Here is a 16,373-nt window from a genome sequence, read left to right as displayed (position 1 = left end):
ATCAATCTTATCATACTGAACCTACCTTAATATTGATCTTCGGCAAACCCGGTATAACTATGTCCGCAAATCACATAGGTCTCATCTTTACTTGCATCATATGATACATTCTCGAATACCCATTCATACTCTGCAACATTGGGATCTTTCCACTCTGTTTTTGCCTTTTGTACTCCTTTAAATGTTGCTTTTCCGCTAAAGAGTTTTACCTTTAGATAGAGGCTGTCTGCTGTATTCCCTCCTTTTGTCTTTACGACCTTAGGAATAATCTTGCCTTCGATTACCGTAGCCCTCAGGTACGGACGGTCTAAAGAGATCGTTTCTCCTTCCTTCGTGGGAGCAGGGACTTTATTTTCACTCTTGTCAAAAGGAGGAGCGACAATTGTATGCAGATTATCCGTCAATTGATTAAAATCCTGATTAGACGAAGCAAAGGATGCCGGCGTGCCAGACAACATAAATTTGCTTTTCAGAGGGAGGAGCTTTCCCACATCATCAATCCATAATTCATTTTCAATATTCTTTGAAGTATTGTAAATGCGTACTTCCTTGCCATCATAATGATGAATAACCTCTTGCTTCTCGTTGATTATTTTAATCACATAACGTCCCGAATAATCGATCGTTGCACTATCCCATATCTCTATATCCTGTTGACAAGAAATGAAGAACGACGTGCTCACACACAACACAACCGATAATAGATAAAACTTTCTCATAATTTTTTATTGTTTTTTTAGTATAACAGTAAATATCATTCCGGCATATTCTGCTTTCCATGACACATTTCCCTTTTCCGGTTCACAGACCGCATCATTCAATGCAGACAAGGAATCTCCCCAGCCAGGGAGACTATTTGAAAGCAATGTTAATGAATTGTCATTTTTCAGTTGTATGTAACCACTACATGCATACGAATTACCATATCCGGCCCTTTGAGCATAATACCCTCCAAGAAAATCGGATATCTGAAAGAAGCCCGGAGCAATCTTTTTAATCGTTACCGTGAATCCCGGATACGGAATAACTTTTCCATTGCTTAACCGTTGTGTTCCTTCAATACCAGTGTATTTCCCGGATATATCCGTTTTTACACTTGGATCAGCAACGATTATTTCTCTGGAACGGGTCGTTTTCACCCCATCAGCATTCGTATAGATATAATCCAAATGATATATACCTACTGTTTTCACATCCACACTGCCAAGAACCTGAACATTTTTAGACACATCTTCATTTTTATATGTCACCATATATCCCGGTTCTTCATAAGAAGTTCCCAAGGACACCATCATCCTCACATCCCCTTTAAGTTCAAAGTGCAAAATGCTCGACGTGTTTTCGGTTTCTTTTTCACATGCCATCAAAAGAAACAACGAACAGAAGAGCATACTTATGTAATTTATTTTTTTCATCTCTAACTCTTTTAATATGGTTCATTAGTTCTGATCATCTAATTCTTTCACAACGATTTCCGGCTTCACATTCCACCAGACCTTTTCTCCAAGATTTGCCTTTTGGGCCGGACTGTTAGGATTACGATTAATCACGGCATCCGGATAAATTGGAGATGCTGGGAGTGAAGCATTCAACTTTGCCCGCCCATTGACAGCAATCGTTATATTACCGATGAGTAATGGATCGTTAAAGGCTTGTTTCCTGTTTAAGACAATATCCAACATGTATAAAGCCGGATATTTAATGCGATTACGTTCCAAAAACGATTCAATATGTTGATAATTAGCGTTGGCAACCCATTTCTGCATACCAATCTGCTTAATCGCACTTTCTTTATCTGTCGCTTTCCATGCAGCATATTTATTCAAGATAGTCATATCCGTGACCCCATGTTGTTCCAAAGATGCTTTGACTCCATTTTCATAATACTGCTTTGCGTTACCGTAATCTCCTGCACGAGCATATACTTCTGCAATGTAGAAATGAACTTCCCAACTTGACATAATCATCAAGTCCATATCTTCTTTGAACAGAGCTTTACTGTATGTGACATCTTTGTCTTTCTTGCTCCCGTCAGAAGCTTCTTTGGAATCGAAATCACCGAAAAATGCTCCTCGGTATGTTCCGGCATTCTTATCTGCCATTGTGAATAAAGTAGCAATTCGAGGGTCATTATTCACTTGCAGGTAATCGATGAAGTTTTTGCATGCAATCACATTCGTTGTCAAATAACCCGCTCCTCCTTCTTGAAACTCTCTCATTGGGTGTCGTTTACCTTCCTGCCCATCGGACCATACTTTACCCGATATTTTAGCACTTGCGGTTAAGAAATCATTCGCTTTCACAAAAGCCAATACTTTTGCATTATCATACCCTGACGTCTCGGAAAGTCTCAACATTAATTTCAATTTGACGGAATTGGCGAATTTTTTCCATTTAGCCATATCCCCGGCATAGATAAAATCATATTCCGTATCAACATTGGCTTTACTTAAATCCACCTTTAACAATTCATCTACCCTTTTGAGCAAATCAGCGTAGATATCTTCACTTTTGTCAAACTTTGGCGTACTATTGCCTTCATCCCCTTTTAAAGCTTCCGAATAAGGAATATTTCCCCAAACATCGGTCATCACCTGCCACGTAAAAATTGATAGTACTTCGGCAATAAAATAACTCCCGTGGTCATTTGCGTTGGAGGCAATCTTTTTAATCTTATTCAAGTCTTCCTGTACACCAGCCGTTAAACTTTGATATGCGGTACCAAAAGAAGTTTCATTGTATTCACATAGAAATTTAAATTGGGAAGCCGAATATGCCTGGGTCCAATATTCCGACCAGAATGCACCGGCAAATCCCATATCCCATCCCATCAGATTGTTTCCCAATCCGACTTCTGCTGCGGGCAATAATACTTTTGCATCTGGAATTTCTTCCAATACATTGGGGTCATGATTCACATCAAGCCAGTCTTGGCATCCGGATGTGAAAAGCAGCATAAACACAGCCGATATTAATACAATTATTTTATTCATAATGTTCTTTTTTAAATATTACACTTAGAAAGCCAAAGTTAAACCAAATGTATACAATTGGTTACTCGGATTAGCATTAAATTCTCCAAATTTTGCACTTACGTCGTTCCCAAAAGTAGTTGTTTCCGGATCTATATATGGATTTTCACGAGGAGTCCACAACAAGATGTTACTTACGTTAAACGATATTCGAGCGGAGGCCAGATGCAATTTAGAACAGAACCCCACAGGAATTCGATAGGCAATACCGGCATCTCTTAACTTGAGATATGAACGGCTGATTACAGCACTTTGCTGTCCCATTAATCCTCCACGATCAGAGTAGAAAGTATGCAATGCTGTAGGATCTACAGGAATCGTATTCTCACGATAGGTACCGTCACCATTATCAATCACCGAATTAGGAACCATAAACGGCTTCCGGTCATTCAATACGGTTTCAGGAGCGCTACCTGTCCAATGCATATATTTTTTCGTATTGGAATAGATATATCCTCCGTTACGATAGTCAAATGTAGCAAATAAAGATAGGCCTTTCCATGTAAAGGTATTGGTAAGTCCCATACGATATTTTTCATTGATATCCTTTCCAAAATATTCAGTCGTTGCAGTAGGTTGCGGATTTCCTTTACCGTCCACAATCGTGTATTCTTTACCATCAATCGTGGCTTTCTTTACTCCCGTTAATTTGAATTGACCTAAAGGCTCCCCTTTTACTGCGTAAATACCTGCTCCTCCGAAGCCTCCCAAGAAAACTTCATCTACATCCAAATTCTCTACTTTATTTTTATTCGCGGAGTAATTCCATGAGATATCCCATGAAAAGTCTTTTATCTTAACAGGTGTTACGTTTACGGTCAATTCGAATCCCCGGTTGCGTACATCCCCCAAATTACTGATTTGTGAGGTGTATCCACTGGATGGATCTTTGGGTATAACATCGATCAATCCTTCCGTATATCTGTCGTAATACGAAAAATCAAACCCCAAGCGATTTTCAAAAAAACGGGCTTCCAGTCCGATCTCAAATTCTTTCGTTAACTCCGGTTTCAACTCCGGATTCCCTAACTGATTGGATACGGAGTAAGAATTCACTCCATTTAGGGGAAAAGAAAGATCATCTACTTTCGGATAGCCCGGATTCTGAATCGTTGCTGCTACATAGCGATCATACACATAATAGATATCTGCATCATTACCAGTCATACCATAAGCCACACGAAATTTGGCAAAATTAACAAAACGTGTCTTGATATCTCTCGACTGCAAGAAATCGGTAATTAAGAAGCTGAACGTAGCTCCCGGATAAAAATAAGAATTATTATTCTGAGGAAGAGTTGAAGACCAGTCATTTCTTGCAGTCAACGTCAGATAGGCAAAATCTTTATATCCCAGATCGGCATTCAGATATAAACCAACCAACCTGCGTTGTTCTTTTCTTTGATTGGAAACAGATGGAGAACGGCTATTCCTCAAATTATAAAACCCAGGGACATCGATAGAGTTGATTGCTCCCGAAAGCCAATTGTATTTACGCTCATTGACATTCAACCCTGCAATCGCATTCAAAGACAGTCCCGATTCCCATTTTGTTTTATACGTGGCCATTGCATCATGATTTATCTGAACACGCTCCCGCCTCCATTCTTCATATCTACCTGCATTAGCCGTACTGGAGCCGTCGTTGGGCGCGCCCGGTGTAAATTTCACAGGAGCCGTATGAGACTCCGATGTAGAAACTTCCAAATCTCCGCCGAAACGATACGTAAAATTCAATCCTTTGATAACTTCATAGTCTAACTGAAATTTACCGAACACTTTATGTTTATTTTGTGTAGCACCATCTTCATTTAGCACATAATACGGATTCAAACCATAGGGCGTAAAATAGTTGTCCAGATTATTGAATTTACTTTTGTAATCTTTGAAATCAACAATCGAAATGTCGCTTGCGATTTCATATAAAGAACGATGCAGTGAAGTACCTTGTCCAGAGGGCACAGCTTTCGTCTTTTCCGTGCTGAAATTTACCGATGAACTCACGGTCAGATTTTTGGCTTGATGAGAGCCTCTGGCTGCAATGGTGTAACGTTTGTATGAATCATGATCCGTCGGAACGACACCATCCGAACTGTTTTGTGAAAGTGATAAGAAATAGTTTGTTTTAGCCGTGCCCCCGGATAGAGAGAGCGAATTCTTATAATTCTGTCCCAGATCATAAAAGTCTCTTACCCTATTTTTAAGGAACACATATGGTTTTACTTGTTGTTCGTTCTCAATGATTCGTCCCCAGACCCTTTCTTTTCCGTCGTATGGAGCCCCCCAGTTTCCGTTTTCGTCAAGGGCTCTGTTTCCGCTCCATCCCTGGCCAAACTGAGATTGTTCTTCCGGTAGGCGTCCTACACGAGAGATCGTATAACCGCCGTCATAAACGATTTGCACTTTACCCTCGGTATTCTTTCCCGATTTGGTTGTAATCATGATCACTCCATTAGCCGCTCGCGAACCATACAAGGCTGTTGCTGCCGCACCTTTAAGTACGGTCATATCTGCAATATCATCCGGGTTTAAGGCGTTAATACCCGATCCAAAGTCTACCTGGGAGTTCAAATTGTTTCCCGAACGATTCTGTGCATTCGTAATCGGTATTCCATCTACAATATAGAGAGGTTGATTATTCCCAAAAGAAGAAGCTCCGCGGATAATCACATTTTGGGTGGCTCCAGGACCAGGCGCCGTAGAGATGTCAACTCCTGCCACTTTCCCTTGCAGGGCATTCATGGGATTCACGGCTTTAGCATTCGCAATTTCATCCCCTTTGATAGAAGTGGCCGCATACCCCAATGCTTTCTTTTCACGAGTAACCCCCATGGCTGTAACCACTACTTCCTCCAATGCTCTCGTATCACCTTTCAAAACAACTTGAAGGTTGGGAGCAATCGCCACTTCCTGGGTAACCATTCCGATATACGAGATCATCAATGTTTTTGCCGAACTCGGCACCTCGGGCAAAGCAAACTTCCCGTCCATATCCGTCACAGTACCGACCGTCGTGCCTTTTACCACTACCGAAGCTCCGATAACCGGTTCTCCGTTCTCGTCCGTCACCGTGCCTCGCACCTGTGCCTGCGCCATTACTGCACCTGCTCCGATAAAGAACAGGGCTAAAAACAGTTTTAGTTTTCTTTTCATACTCTTCTAATTTTAAAAAAACAACATACATTCATTCCTCTCAATTCATACATCCGATTCCACTGCATCCGGACAAATCATTTTTTTATTTTCATGGCCTCTATTCGTACTTTCAAATAAATTTTCATACACCATTGGATGCTTTCTCTTAATAAGCATCGACTGCAAAAATAGCGAAAATTTGTTATTCGCAAATATTTTCTGATAAAAAAAACTTTTTATTCCAAATAAGGCTTTCCGATTGCGTCAATTATAAAAAATTTGCACTACATACGGCTTTGCATTATCTTTGTACTTTCATCATAAAATAAAATCGTATCAATATGGCATTACAATGCGGCATTGTGGGACTACCGAATGTGGGGAAGTCGACGTTATTTAACTGTTTATCGAATGCGAAAGCGCAGGCGGCTAATTTTCCGTTCTGTACCATCGAGCCCAATGTGGGGGTGATCACCGTCCCCGATGAGCGACTCAACAAACTGGCTGAGTTAGTGCATCCGGCACGGATTGTTCCGACGACGGTCGAGATTGTCGACATTGCCGGCCTGGTGAAAGGCGCCAGTAAAGGAGAAGGACTGGGAAACAAATTCTTGGCGAATATCCGTGAGACGGACGCCATCCTTCATGTACTACGTTGCTTCGACGATCCCAATGTCGTGCATGTAGACGGGAGTGTGGACCCGGTACGCGACAAGGAGATTATCGACACCGAGCTTCAGATCCGCGATCTGGAAACGGTCGACAGCCGTATGTCGAAAGTACAGAAACAAGCCCAAACGGGGGGAGATAAGCAGGCCAAGCTCACCTGCGAGGTGCTGGTCAGATACAAGGAAGCGCTTGAGCAGGGCCGGAATGCCCGCACGGTTTCGTTCGATACGAAAGATGAACAAAAAGTGTCTCGCGAGCTGTTCCTGCTCACCGACAAGCCCGTACTCTACGTCTGCAATGTTGATGAAGCAAGTGCCGTGAATGGCAATGCCTATGTAGAACGGATACGTGAGGCGGTAAAAGAAGAAGGAGCAGGCATTCTTGTCGTAGCAGCCAAGGTCGAGAGTGAGATTGCGGAACTCGATACGTACGAAGAGCGACAGATGTTTCTGGCTGAGGCCGGCCTTGAAGAGTCCGGCGTAAATCGTCTGATCAGAGCAGCATACAAGTTACTTGATCTGGAAACGTTTCTGACCGCCGGACCCGAAGAGGTACGTGCATGGACGTATCGCAAAGGAAGTAAGGCGCCCCAATGTGCGGGGGTAATCCACACTGATTTTGAAAAAGGCTTTATACGCGCCGAGGTCATCAAGTACGACGATTATATCCATTATGGCTCGGAAGCAGCCGTGAAAGAAGCCGGCAAGATGCACGTGGAAGGAAAGGAATACATCGTGCAGGACGGAGACATTATGCACTACCGTTTCAACGTGTAGCTTCCCCGCAAGAGAAACATTGTAAAAACGATTGAAGGAGGGGGAGCACATTGGACTGGCGTGATTTCTTTTATTTCTCACGAGGTGAACGGCGAGGGTTAATCGTCCTGCTCTGTCTGATTGCTCTGGCGGGTATCCTCATGCTGCTGAAAAGCCCTTCATCGGATCAGGAACAGCCGACACATGGAGATACGACCTCCGTTCGTCAGATGTCGCCGGCAAATACGTCGGAGGGTCCGGCTGACTATCCAACCGTACAGCCGCCAAGGCAGCCGGCCGGCAGACCGCGCCCTGCCGCTTCGCGAACACATGAGACCACCGGCGAGCGTATCAAACGATTGACCGATCCGCGTCCGCGATACCCTCGAACTCAAAAACTCCCTCAAGGCTCTACCCTCGAACTGAATACTGCCGATACGACCGATCTTCGGAAAATACCGGGCATCGGCTCCACCTTTTCCAAACGCATCGTCAAATACCGTAACTTATTGGGTGGGTATGCCGATGTATCTCAATTGGCGGAAGTATACGGGATCGATGAAGAGAAGTACACGGCATTGGCACCATGGTTTACGGTCGATCCGACACGGATCCGAAGGCTGAACGTGAATCGTCTGCCGGAAGATTCGCTGCGTCGTCATCCTTATATCGATTATCGTCAGGCAAAGTTGATGGTACGTTTGCGCAGACAGCAAGGCGGCCTTACCGGATGGCACGATCTGATGCTTTTAGAAGAGTTTACCGACGCAGACCGGCATCGCCTTGAACCATATCTGTCGTTCGAAAAATAAATCCGAGACCTTCATTTGAAGCATCGGCGCTTGTCTTATATTGATATGTACCGCTTACAACCGACAAGGAGCGGGAGGGATATCCTGATGTTCACCGTATTTTCCCGATCTTTTTTCCTCCCTTCAAAATTATTCAAAACAGTTTCTGATTCCGAATATTTTTAAGTGTGTTTTTATTATTTTGAAAATCAATAATATGCAAAAAATAGTAAAAAAAATAATCAGAAAAACCTTTGTGAAAGTTTGCAAAATAAGATTTTACACTTATCTTTGTAACAGATTTTGTATATGCATAATCATCATGTTGAGTGGAAGTTCGATATGAGGGAAAGAAATGAATGATACATGTCATAGGATGAAGAACAAATAAAGAGTCTTTTATTTTAGTAATAGTACATGAACAGAAAATACGCTTAATTCAATTATTTACTCACTAAAAAACTTAAACGCCATGAGTTACAAAAAATTAAAAATCGAGAATCCTCTTGTGGGGTCCGAAAAGGAATTGTTAAGAGTTAATCTTGGAGGAAAATCCGGTATCTACGGCGCTTGCAGTATTGAAGACTTCCTTCCGGGCATTAGCGATTTAAGTTTAACACATGAAGATGCTGAAGGCTTCTTGGGCTATCCCACTTCTTTCACTCCCGCGAACTTTTGGAGAAAAGATGGTGGTGTAAGTGTTTGGATGTATGAAGAGGCTTTCGATAATTGGCAAGATTTATACGGAATGGATGCGGTGAAGGTCTTTTATCATTCGGGGCACGGAAACATGTTAGAGGACGGAACCTATATGGCTCCAATGGGAGCTGTATGGGATGACCGATCTTTGGCGCTATCATCTAAGATGGCTTTTGCCAATGAGAAGTTGAGATATCTGTTTTGGTCAACTTGTCTCAGTTTAAGAGTCCACGATGGACATTCTCCTGATCGTACCTGGCGACTTGCCAATAAAGGAGGGTTGAGGATGATCTTTGGTTATGAAACGGTATCTTATGACAGTGGCCGCTATGGCAGTGAATTTTGGAAACAATGGAAAAAAGGAAAGAGTTTTTCTGATGCTTTTATTGAAGCCAGTTGGTCGCTATTCCGGAATCAAACGCCCGTCGTTTGTGCATGTGGCAATACTAAAGAGGAGGTTCAAAAAAGGCTGTTTTCGGAAAGAATGTTCTATTCCGGGGCGGTGAGCAGCAACTGGTATTGGTGGAAGTGGAGAGAGGCCCAAAACCATAAAGGCCTTAAGACAGCAAGAGCGAAGGCCCCTCAAAATATGGATGTGTTGCTCTTGAAACCGTACATAATTGACGATGATTTGATGTCAGCAATTGCAAATAAAGTCGGCATCAACAAAAGAACGGCAAAATCGATTGCTATCGGACAAGATGGTTTACGTTGTATCGGAACAAAAGACATTTTGGTAAGTGTGGATTCTTCAGGGACGCTGCAATTACAAATGGCTCAGGCTAATTATCGGAATGACAACCGGATCAGCGAAATCCAAGCAACCAAGATTGCCAGAGAATTGATTGAAGATTTGGGAATTGCCAAGGATGTCAAATTGACACCGGCAACTACGTATAACTCGTTCCTGTGTGGTGCCAATACGAAAACTGGCGAGCAGGGTAAGCCAACGGTGGTAGAGACTATTATTCAGTTCCGCCAAGTCAATGACAAAATGGAAAGTGTGAATGCAGATTCCGGTTTCGTTGCAGTCGCTGTTGACAACGACGGAAAGATCACACGTCTAACCAGCTCCGTCAAACCAATTGTAGATACCCAAAAGAGTATTGATATGCAGAGCCTTGCTAAAAAGAGGGAGGTCAAAATGAAGGAGCTTTCTGTCGAAGAACGATTCGAAAGAAAGATCAATCGCTTGATAAACGGAACGACAAACAACAGCAAGTTGATGAAGATAACAGATGCCCCAAAGGTAATGGTCGAAACACTCTCCGATAAAATCGGGTATGACTTCTCTTCCAACTATGCCCAACCGGTCCAGCAGCGTGATATCGAAATCAAAGTGGGCGATTTTGTAAAACGCTACCAATTGAGAGTAGATTTGTAATGCACATTCCGGATCGTTTATTTGAAAGGCTATAGGATGATTTTGCAGTTGCAAAAATTCTTCTAACCGTAAAAGGGGGATGAATTCCTGTCTCATCCTCCTTTTTCTTCTTTCCATACCCAAATGCATCGATCATCATGAAAAAAGAAATCATATTAAAGGTCAGCGATACATACGTGTTCGAGTTGGAGAGCCACGCAGGAGGTGGGTACTCCTGGACGCCGGTTTCGAATAACGAAGAAATTACCGAAGTACGACTCAAGTCACGTAAGCCGGATCAAGACATAACGCTAAACCCTGTCGGCAAAGGTTTTCCCGTTGAAGTGGAAATCAAAGCCCTTGCAAAAGGGAGGTCCGTTGTTCTTCTCGAGGAAAAAAGAGCCTGGGAAAGAGAAACCCAACCATTGAATAGCTGTAGAATCAAGATCACCGTAAAATAACAAAGACATGACTGAAAACAAAATGCAAAAAAAAGGAACGGCGTTCGAGATGCCCAAGTGGGGATGGATTCCCGATATCCCGGATGCAAGGGACTATGTGTACGAGGCTCCGCTTAAACTGAGAAGCGCAAGGGCCTTGCCGTCGAACGTCGATCTCCGAAAAAATTGCCCGCCGGTGTTTAACCAGGGGGCCTTGGGGAGTTGCACGGCCAACGCCCTGTTGGCGGCTGTCGAGTTCGGGAAAAAAATCAAAGGGCAAAAAACCTGCAGGCTCTCAAGACTCTTCCTGTACTACAACGAGCGCATGATGATGAATACGGTTTATTCCGACAGTGGCGCCTACCTGCGAGACGGTGTCAAGTCGTTGAACAAACAAGGCGTATGTCCCGAAAAAGAGTGGCGATACAGCGCAAATACAAAACCGGGTGCAAAGTTTACAAAGAAGCCTCCCAAGAAATGCTACGATTCGGCACTCGACCATCAGATCTTATCTTATTGGCGCATCTCTCCCGTCATGCACGACATACGCGCCTGCCTTGCCGACGGCTTTCCGTTTGTGTTCGGCTTCTCCGTATATGCCAGCTTCATGACGGAAGAAGTGCGCAATACCGGTATCATGCCCATGCCGCAACCGGACGAGCAGCAGCTTGGCGGACATGCGGTGATGGCAGTAGGTTACGATGAAGAAAAGGAGATGCTCCTCGTGCGCAACTCATGGGGAAAGGAATGGGGTGACAAAGGTCATTTCTGGATGCCCTACGACTACATCCGCAAAACGAAAAATTGCGCCGACTTCTGGACCATCAGAGATGTTGAATAACAGAGAAGAACGTATGTTTTTCAACAACAAAAAATATGGTATCATGGAAGCTTAAATAAGAGTCACTCGTATAGAAACATGCCATTTCCCTTTGTCAAACAACCCGATGCGATGGACTGCGGGCCGGCGTGCCTGACCATGATTACACAAGAAAATTATTTATTATGTTTTTTTAACGTAAATAATTTGGATAAATCCGATACATGCGGTTATTTTGCAACCGAGATATATGATCTCTTCGACTGGTGTAAAAACCGAACGAAAGGAAATCATGGAAGAACATAGGTACCTCCCCCTCACTGCGGACTCTTTACCCCCTAAAAGGTAAAAGTTGATAGTGATCACTTGCATTTGCATACAGAGACTTGTTCGACACAAGCAGATGTGCGTTATTTGAACACAAGAACACGAAAACAGGGCAGCTTAAGGAACTGCCGGATTAGAAGGAACCAAATGCCTAAGGCATATATACTTTGACAACTCTGAGAACAGTTTGCTCTCGCAAGAGAGACAAACACTATAGGAAACACGATTTTCACAATGTATGATCCCAACAAGCAAGAAAAATTGTAAAAAACGATATTTCACCTAGTTTCTTATGTCTGCCGAAAGCGAAGTACAGTAACGAAGTATGGCAGTGTAGCAATCTCCAACCGATATCTTCATATCGGAAAACTGCATCAAACAATGGACGCGGATTTCGAAAAGCGAAACGAGTAGAAAAGAAAATTAAAATGTAAATGACATGGAAGAAATAAAATTTATCATTGAAAGTCAAGATGTTTTAAAAGAAGAAATGGCCTCAATCTTTGGAGGATCTGCGGATGCTCCTCCTGTAATTCATTGTAATAGTAATGGAATCGTTAATATTCCTCCTACTAAAGAGAATTAGTAGAGCATGTTATAATTAGATTAGTGACGGGCTTGTGGCCTTTCTTACTTCAAGCCCGTTCTCTATTTTAACGGTTTTTGTCAATATGATCTGGTCAAAATACAATTATCTATATAAATCCAAGCAATATGGAAAGTGCTTTTTATATAATTCAAGAACGAACTCATTCATATCCCTCTCTCCGTCTCTATTTAAACAATTAAGTGTAATTAAAAAATCACATCAACAAGAAGTAGCTATAGATGCATTAGAAGATGATATAAAGAGAAAACTTATTAAAGCTAAAGTTTTTAGCAGCAAATTTGAAGATGAGAGTTTTATTACACAAAAAAAACTCATAAAATATAATCAGAGTTTTCAAGAAAAAGAATTAGGCATCGTTTTATTACCGACTTTTGCGTGTAACTTTCAATGTCCTTATTGTTATGAATCAAATCTCCCCTCTGTATTTATGGACGAAGAGACAGAGGATCAGATCATTCAATTTATAAAAAAGAACAAGGGATCAGATAGGCTTCATTTGTGTTGGCATGGCGGTGAACCTTTACTTGCATTTAAAAATATAGAACGTATCTTAGAGAAAATAGAATCAGAAGATACTATAAAGATTAAAAACCATTCTATGGTAAGCAATGGTTATCTTTTAGACAAGACAAAATGCTTACTGCTAAAGAGGTACAACCTTAATACAATCCAGATATCTATTGATGGATTAAGAGAACAACATAATAAAAGTAGAATACATAAGAATGGCACACCTACTTTTGATATCATTTTGAACAATGTAGAAAATATTTTCAGAATAATACCTAAATGTCATGTTATCATTAGAATGAACACTCATATTGAAAATGAGGAAGATTTTCCATTACTATATGAGATGTTGACCAAAAGGTGGGGAAATCAGAATTATTCAGTTCAAATGAAATACGTTAATAAACACAATAGCGGATGTAAAGTTGAATGTATCAAAAATAAAAACCAAGCCTTTCATCTTCAAAAACTTTACAGAAAATACAACCTCAATAATACTGATTTATTCCCTTCCCCTCAAATAGGAGGATGTGTTGCAACTCAAATTAATTCATTCGTTATAGGAACCAAAGGAGAAATTTATAAATGTTGGGTTGATGTAGGAAAAAAAGATCGAGTAGTTGGAAATATTTTTTCAAATGAATATAATATGACACTAATCTCAGAGTATATATTAGGTACCGACATGTTTAACGATAAAAAATGTTTAAAATGCATCTTACTGCCCATTTGTGATGGCGGTTGCAATCTACAAAGATTAGAACATAAAATATCAGGTAAGAACTTTGATAATTGTCCTGTTGATACAAAAAAATTAGACATCCTACTAGACATGCTATATGAAATAAAGCATTCTAAGTAACCCTATTTTAAAAAATATTATTGCATTTATATATTGATTATGGTAATATACTTCCTATCATTCTTTTTGTGCTTTATTCAACAAACACAAGAGCAGCAGATCACGGGTCGGGTGGTCGATACACAGAACAAACCTCTCGAGTTCGCGAATGTCGCACTGTATGCGTTGCCTGATACGACCTTGATAATGGGAACGATTACTGATACGGAAGGGCGGTTTACACTTGCAACAAGACATTCTGAATCAAAAGCATGGCTACAAGTTTCGTTCGTGGGATATCAGGACTTCGGACGGGAAATCGCATCGGAAGATTACGGTACGGAGTTGCAGCCGATCGTTCTTCACGAAACATTCCTCGGAATCAAAGAGATAACGATTACAGCCGAACACCCTGCTATCAGTAGCCGGAATGGAATTTTGACGACCACCGTTGCGAATACACTTCTGGCAAAGGAGCATTCGGTCTATGATGTCCTAAGTAAAGTGCCCGGCCTTATCAATAACAAAGGAACGATAGAAGTCTTTGGTTGCGGACGGCCTGTCTATTACATCAACAATCGAAAGGTGAAAAACAAGGATGAGATCGGATTGCTTAATGTGCAAAACATACAGAAAATCGAATTGATTACAAATCCCGGTGCAACATATGATGCCGATGTAAACGCTGTCATTAAAATATATACACTCCGAGAAGAGTCGGGCTGGTCAGTTTTGGCAGGAGCGTATGCGGCACAAAGCGAAAAGTTCAGCCATTGGGAAAATATCAGAATCGGATACAAAAATGAGAAACTGAACGCATCAGCCTATTATAGTTTCTATGATTACCGGAATAAGGCATATCAATACCTGATCAAAGAGATTCACGCAGATACCGTCCGAAAATACACGACAGACAGGACGCAGCTCCCAGTTTCTAAGATACATAATTACAGCATCAATACAGATTATGAAATAAGACCTAACCAAATTGCCGGCTTCCAGATCACTGGTTCAAGAACAGACAATCGGTTTAATACGCACGAACAAAATAGTGTCGAAATGAACCGTATCTTAAGCGGCACTTTCCAAAGCCCGAATGACACAAAAGATATAACAGACAATGTACAGTTCAACATGTTCCACAATGCTCAATGGAATGACCGGCTGTCGTCATCACTGAACATGGACTATGTATGTTATCGTGATAACCGGGAACAATCTATTCGAGAAATAATGCCTCAGAAGACCTATATCACCGATTCCAGAATTCGTTCCGATTACGATATCTATGCAGCAGAATTTATTCTGAACGACAACCTGAATGAGCACCACTCTCTTTCGGGCGGAGTGGAATACAGTGCGATCGACGGTAGCGGAACACTCGACATCCTGTCAGGTGCCCTGAATGATTCCCGTTACACAAGTCATGAACGTAAGTATGCAGGGTTTATGGAATATACGTTCAAGAACGACGCCCTTTCGGTTCATGCAGGCCTGCGCTATGAAAATGTACAAAGAAAACACACGGATTTAAATGAAGCCGCGAACAATCTGAGCGATTCCGACAGTAAATTTTATCCTTCTGCGACCCTGTCTTATACGAAGAACGGAATAAGTAATTCTCTGTCTTTCTCGGCTAAAACAGCTCGACCGGCACTCTCGTATCTGAATGGCCGGACCTATTACCAGAACCGTTTTCTGTATCAGAAAGGAAATCCGAACCTAAAGCCTCAAACGTCTTATATATTAGAGTGGATATTCGGTTATCGATGGATAACCTTTCGGACAAGTTATACACAAACAAATGATTTTATTTCCGATACCTTTGTTGATAGCCCTTCCATTGATCCATCCGTCATAGTCAGCACATGGCAAAATTTCAAAAAAGCCGAATACCTGAAAGCCAACTTAACCATGCGACATTCATTCGGCTTCTGGCATCCGTCGTTATCAGCAGGTATGATCCAACCATATCTCAGCAGTGTGTACCTTGGAGAGACAATCCATTATAACCATCTCAACTTTTATATCCAATGTGGGAACTATTTCAAACTACCTGCAGGTTATACGGCATCGGTCAATTATTATTACAATAGCGGAGGCAGTCAGCGAATCTTCCGGTTCGATCCGTTTCAGTCATTAGACGTAAGTGTGCAAAAATCATTCCTGCACGACAGACTTGATGTAAAGCTGTCTGCAAACGATCTTTTACGGAAATTAAACTACTACGAACATGCAAAGATCAATAAATTCACATTCTACCAAAACGAGAACTATTCTCAGTGGAATTTTTCTCTTAGTCTGATCTATCGTTTCAATCAGCAGAGCCTCAAATATCGTGGAAAGTCGGCAGCAAAAGAAGAAAAAGACAGGTTATAACC

General features: G+C 41.7%; 12 protein-coding genes. 8 read left to right on the top strand and 4 right to left on the bottom strand.

Annotation, left to right across the window (positions count from 1 at the left end; translation table 11 throughout):
- Window positions 1-26 precede the first annotated feature (26 nt).
- From Tanf_RS09915 to Tanf_RS09900, 4 genes are read right to left on the bottom strand one after another with little or no spacing between them, the layout of a single operon-like run.
- The gene (locus Tanf_RS09915; protein ID WP_046825762.1) at window positions 27-719 is read right to left on the bottom strand and encodes a lipid-binding protein; all 693 of its coding nucleotides are present in this window, start codon (window positions 717-719) and stop codon (window positions 27-29) included.
- 6 nt (window positions 720-725) lie between these two features.
- Entirely contained in the window at window positions 726-1,415 is a 690-nt protein-coding gene (locus Tanf_RS09910; RefSeq protein ID WP_046825761.1) for a BT_2262 family domain-containing protein, read from the bottom strand.
- Between the two features lie 24 nt (window positions 1,416-1,439).
- Window positions 1,440-2,993 carry a SusD/RagB family nutrient-binding outer membrane lipoprotein gene (locus tag Tanf_RS09905; protein ID WP_046825760.1) on the bottom strand — a complete coding sequence of 518 codons (1,554 nt, stop codon included), beginning with the start codon at window positions 2,991-2,993 and terminating at the stop codon, window positions 1,440-1,442.
- 24 nt (window positions 2,994-3,017) lie between these two features.
- On the bottom strand, window positions 3,018-6,185 hold the full coding sequence (locus Tanf_RS09900; RefSeq protein ID WP_046825759.1) for a SusC/RagA family TonB-linked outer membrane protein: 3,168 nt from the start codon (window positions 6,183-6,185) through the stop codon (window positions 3,018-3,020).
- Between the two features lie 323 nt (window positions 6,186-6,508).
- Here Tanf_RS09900 and ychF point away from each other — a divergent pair, with 323 nt between their 5' ends.
- The 8 genes from ychF to Tanf_RS09860 all read left to right on the top strand — a co-directional run bounded on the left by ychF (window position 6,509) and on the right by Tanf_RS09860 (window position 16,371).
- Window positions 6,509-7,612 carry a redox-regulated ATPase YchF gene (gene ychF / locus Tanf_RS09895; protein WP_046825758.1) on the top strand — a complete coding sequence of 368 codons (1,104 nt, stop codon included), beginning with the start codon at window positions 6,509-6,511 and terminating at the stop codon, window positions 7,610-7,612.
- Between the two features lie 50 nt (window positions 7,613-7,662).
- A complete protein-coding gene (locus tag Tanf_RS09890; protein WP_014224774.1) occupies window positions 7,663-8,403 on the top strand; it encodes a helix-hairpin-helix domain-containing protein in 741 nt (246 codons plus the stop codon).
- Window positions 8,404-8,854: 451 nt separating this feature from the next.
- Complete coding sequence (locus Tanf_RS09880; RefSeq protein ID WP_046825757.1) at window positions 8,855-10,465, top strand: DUF6345 domain-containing protein; 1,611 nt, start codon at window positions 8,855-8,857, stop codon at window positions 10,463-10,465.
- A 137-nt stretch (window positions 10,466-10,602) separates the two neighbouring features.
- Window positions 10,603-10,905: a protease inhibitor I42 family protein gene (locus Tanf_RS09875; protein WP_041590724.1), complete on the top strand. Its 303-nt coding sequence runs from the start codon at window positions 10,603-10,605 to the stop codon at window positions 10,903-10,905.
- A gap of 22 nt (window positions 10,906-10,927) precedes the next feature.
- Window positions 10,928-11,725 (top strand): C1 family peptidase, encoded by a 798-nt coding sequence (locus tag Tanf_RS09870; protein ID WP_041591166.1) that lies wholly within the window; start codon window positions 10,928-10,930, stop codon window positions 11,723-11,725.
- A 745-nt stretch (window positions 11,726-12,470) separates the two neighbouring features.
- Window positions 12,471-12,617, top strand: coding sequence for a hypothetical protein (locus Tanf_RS15140; protein WP_014224782.1), 147 nt, complete (start codon window positions 12,471-12,473; stop codon window positions 12,615-12,617).
- A gap of 85 nt (window positions 12,618-12,702) precedes the next feature.
- Window positions 12,703-14,013 carry a radical SAM/SPASM domain-containing protein gene (locus Tanf_RS09865; RefSeq protein WP_046825756.1) on the top strand — a complete coding sequence of 437 codons (1,311 nt, stop codon included), beginning with the start codon at window positions 12,703-12,705 and terminating at the stop codon, window positions 14,011-14,013.
- A 39-nt stretch (window positions 14,014-14,052) separates the two neighbouring features.
- On the top strand, window positions 14,053-16,371 hold the full coding sequence (locus Tanf_RS09860; protein WP_046825755.1) for an outer membrane beta-barrel family protein: 2,319 nt from the start codon (window positions 14,053-14,055) through the stop codon (window positions 16,369-16,371).
- Window positions 16,372-16,373 lie beyond the last annotated feature (2 nt).

Source organism: Tannerella forsythia, assembly GCF_001006485.1.
Taxonomy (GTDB): domain Bacteria; phylum Bacteroidota; class Bacteroidia; order Bacteroidales; family Tannerellaceae; genus Tannerella; species Tannerella forsythia.
Note: the sequence above shows the minus strand (reverse complement) of the source record. Positions and strands in the feature narration are given on the sequence as shown.

What these genes read in the sequence shown, in the direction of transcription:
- Tanf_RS09900 (WP_046825759.1), bottom strand. Translation starts at nt 6,185, where the DNA reads ATGAAAAGAAAACTAAAACTGTTTTTAGCCCTGTTCTTTATCGGAGCA.
- Tanf_RS09860 (WP_046825755.1), top strand. Translation starts at nt 14,053, where the DNA reads ATGGTAATATACTTCCTATCATTCTTTTTGTGCTTTATTCAACAAACA.
- Tanf_RS09915 (WP_046825762.1), bottom strand. Translation starts at nt 719, where the DNA reads ATGAGAAAGTTTTATCTATTATCGGTTGTGTTGTGTGTGAGCACGTCG.
- Tanf_RS09870 (WP_041591166.1), top strand. Translation starts at nt 10,928, where the DNA reads ATGCAAAAAAAAGGAACGGCGTTCGAGATGCCCAAGTGGGGATGGATT.
- Tanf_RS09875 (WP_041590724.1), top strand. Translation starts at nt 10,603, where the DNA reads ATGAAAAAAGAAATCATATTAAAGGTCAGCGATACATACGTGTTCGAG.
- ychF (WP_046825758.1), top strand. Translation starts at nt 6,509, where the DNA reads ATGGCATTACAATGCGGCATTGTGGGACTACCGAATGTGGGGAAGTCG.
- Tanf_RS09865 (WP_046825756.1), top strand. Translation starts at nt 12,703, where the DNA reads ATGATCTGGTCAAAATACAATTATCTATATAAATCCAAGCAATATGGA.
- Tanf_RS09910 (WP_046825761.1), bottom strand. Translation starts at nt 1,415, where the DNA reads ATGAAAAAAATAAATTACATAAGTATGCTCTTCTGTTCGTTGTTTCTT.
- Tanf_RS15140 (WP_014224782.1), top strand. Translation starts at nt 12,471, where the DNA reads ATGGAAGAAATAAAATTTATCATTGAAAGTCAAGATGTTTTAAAAGAA.
- Tanf_RS09905 (WP_046825760.1), bottom strand. Translation starts at nt 2,993, where the DNA reads ATGAATAAAATAATTGTATTAATATCGGCTGTGTTTATGCTGCTTTTC.
- Tanf_RS09880 (WP_046825757.1), top strand. Translation starts at nt 8,855, where the DNA reads ATGAGTTACAAAAAATTAAAAATCGAGAATCCTCTTGTGGGGTCCGAA.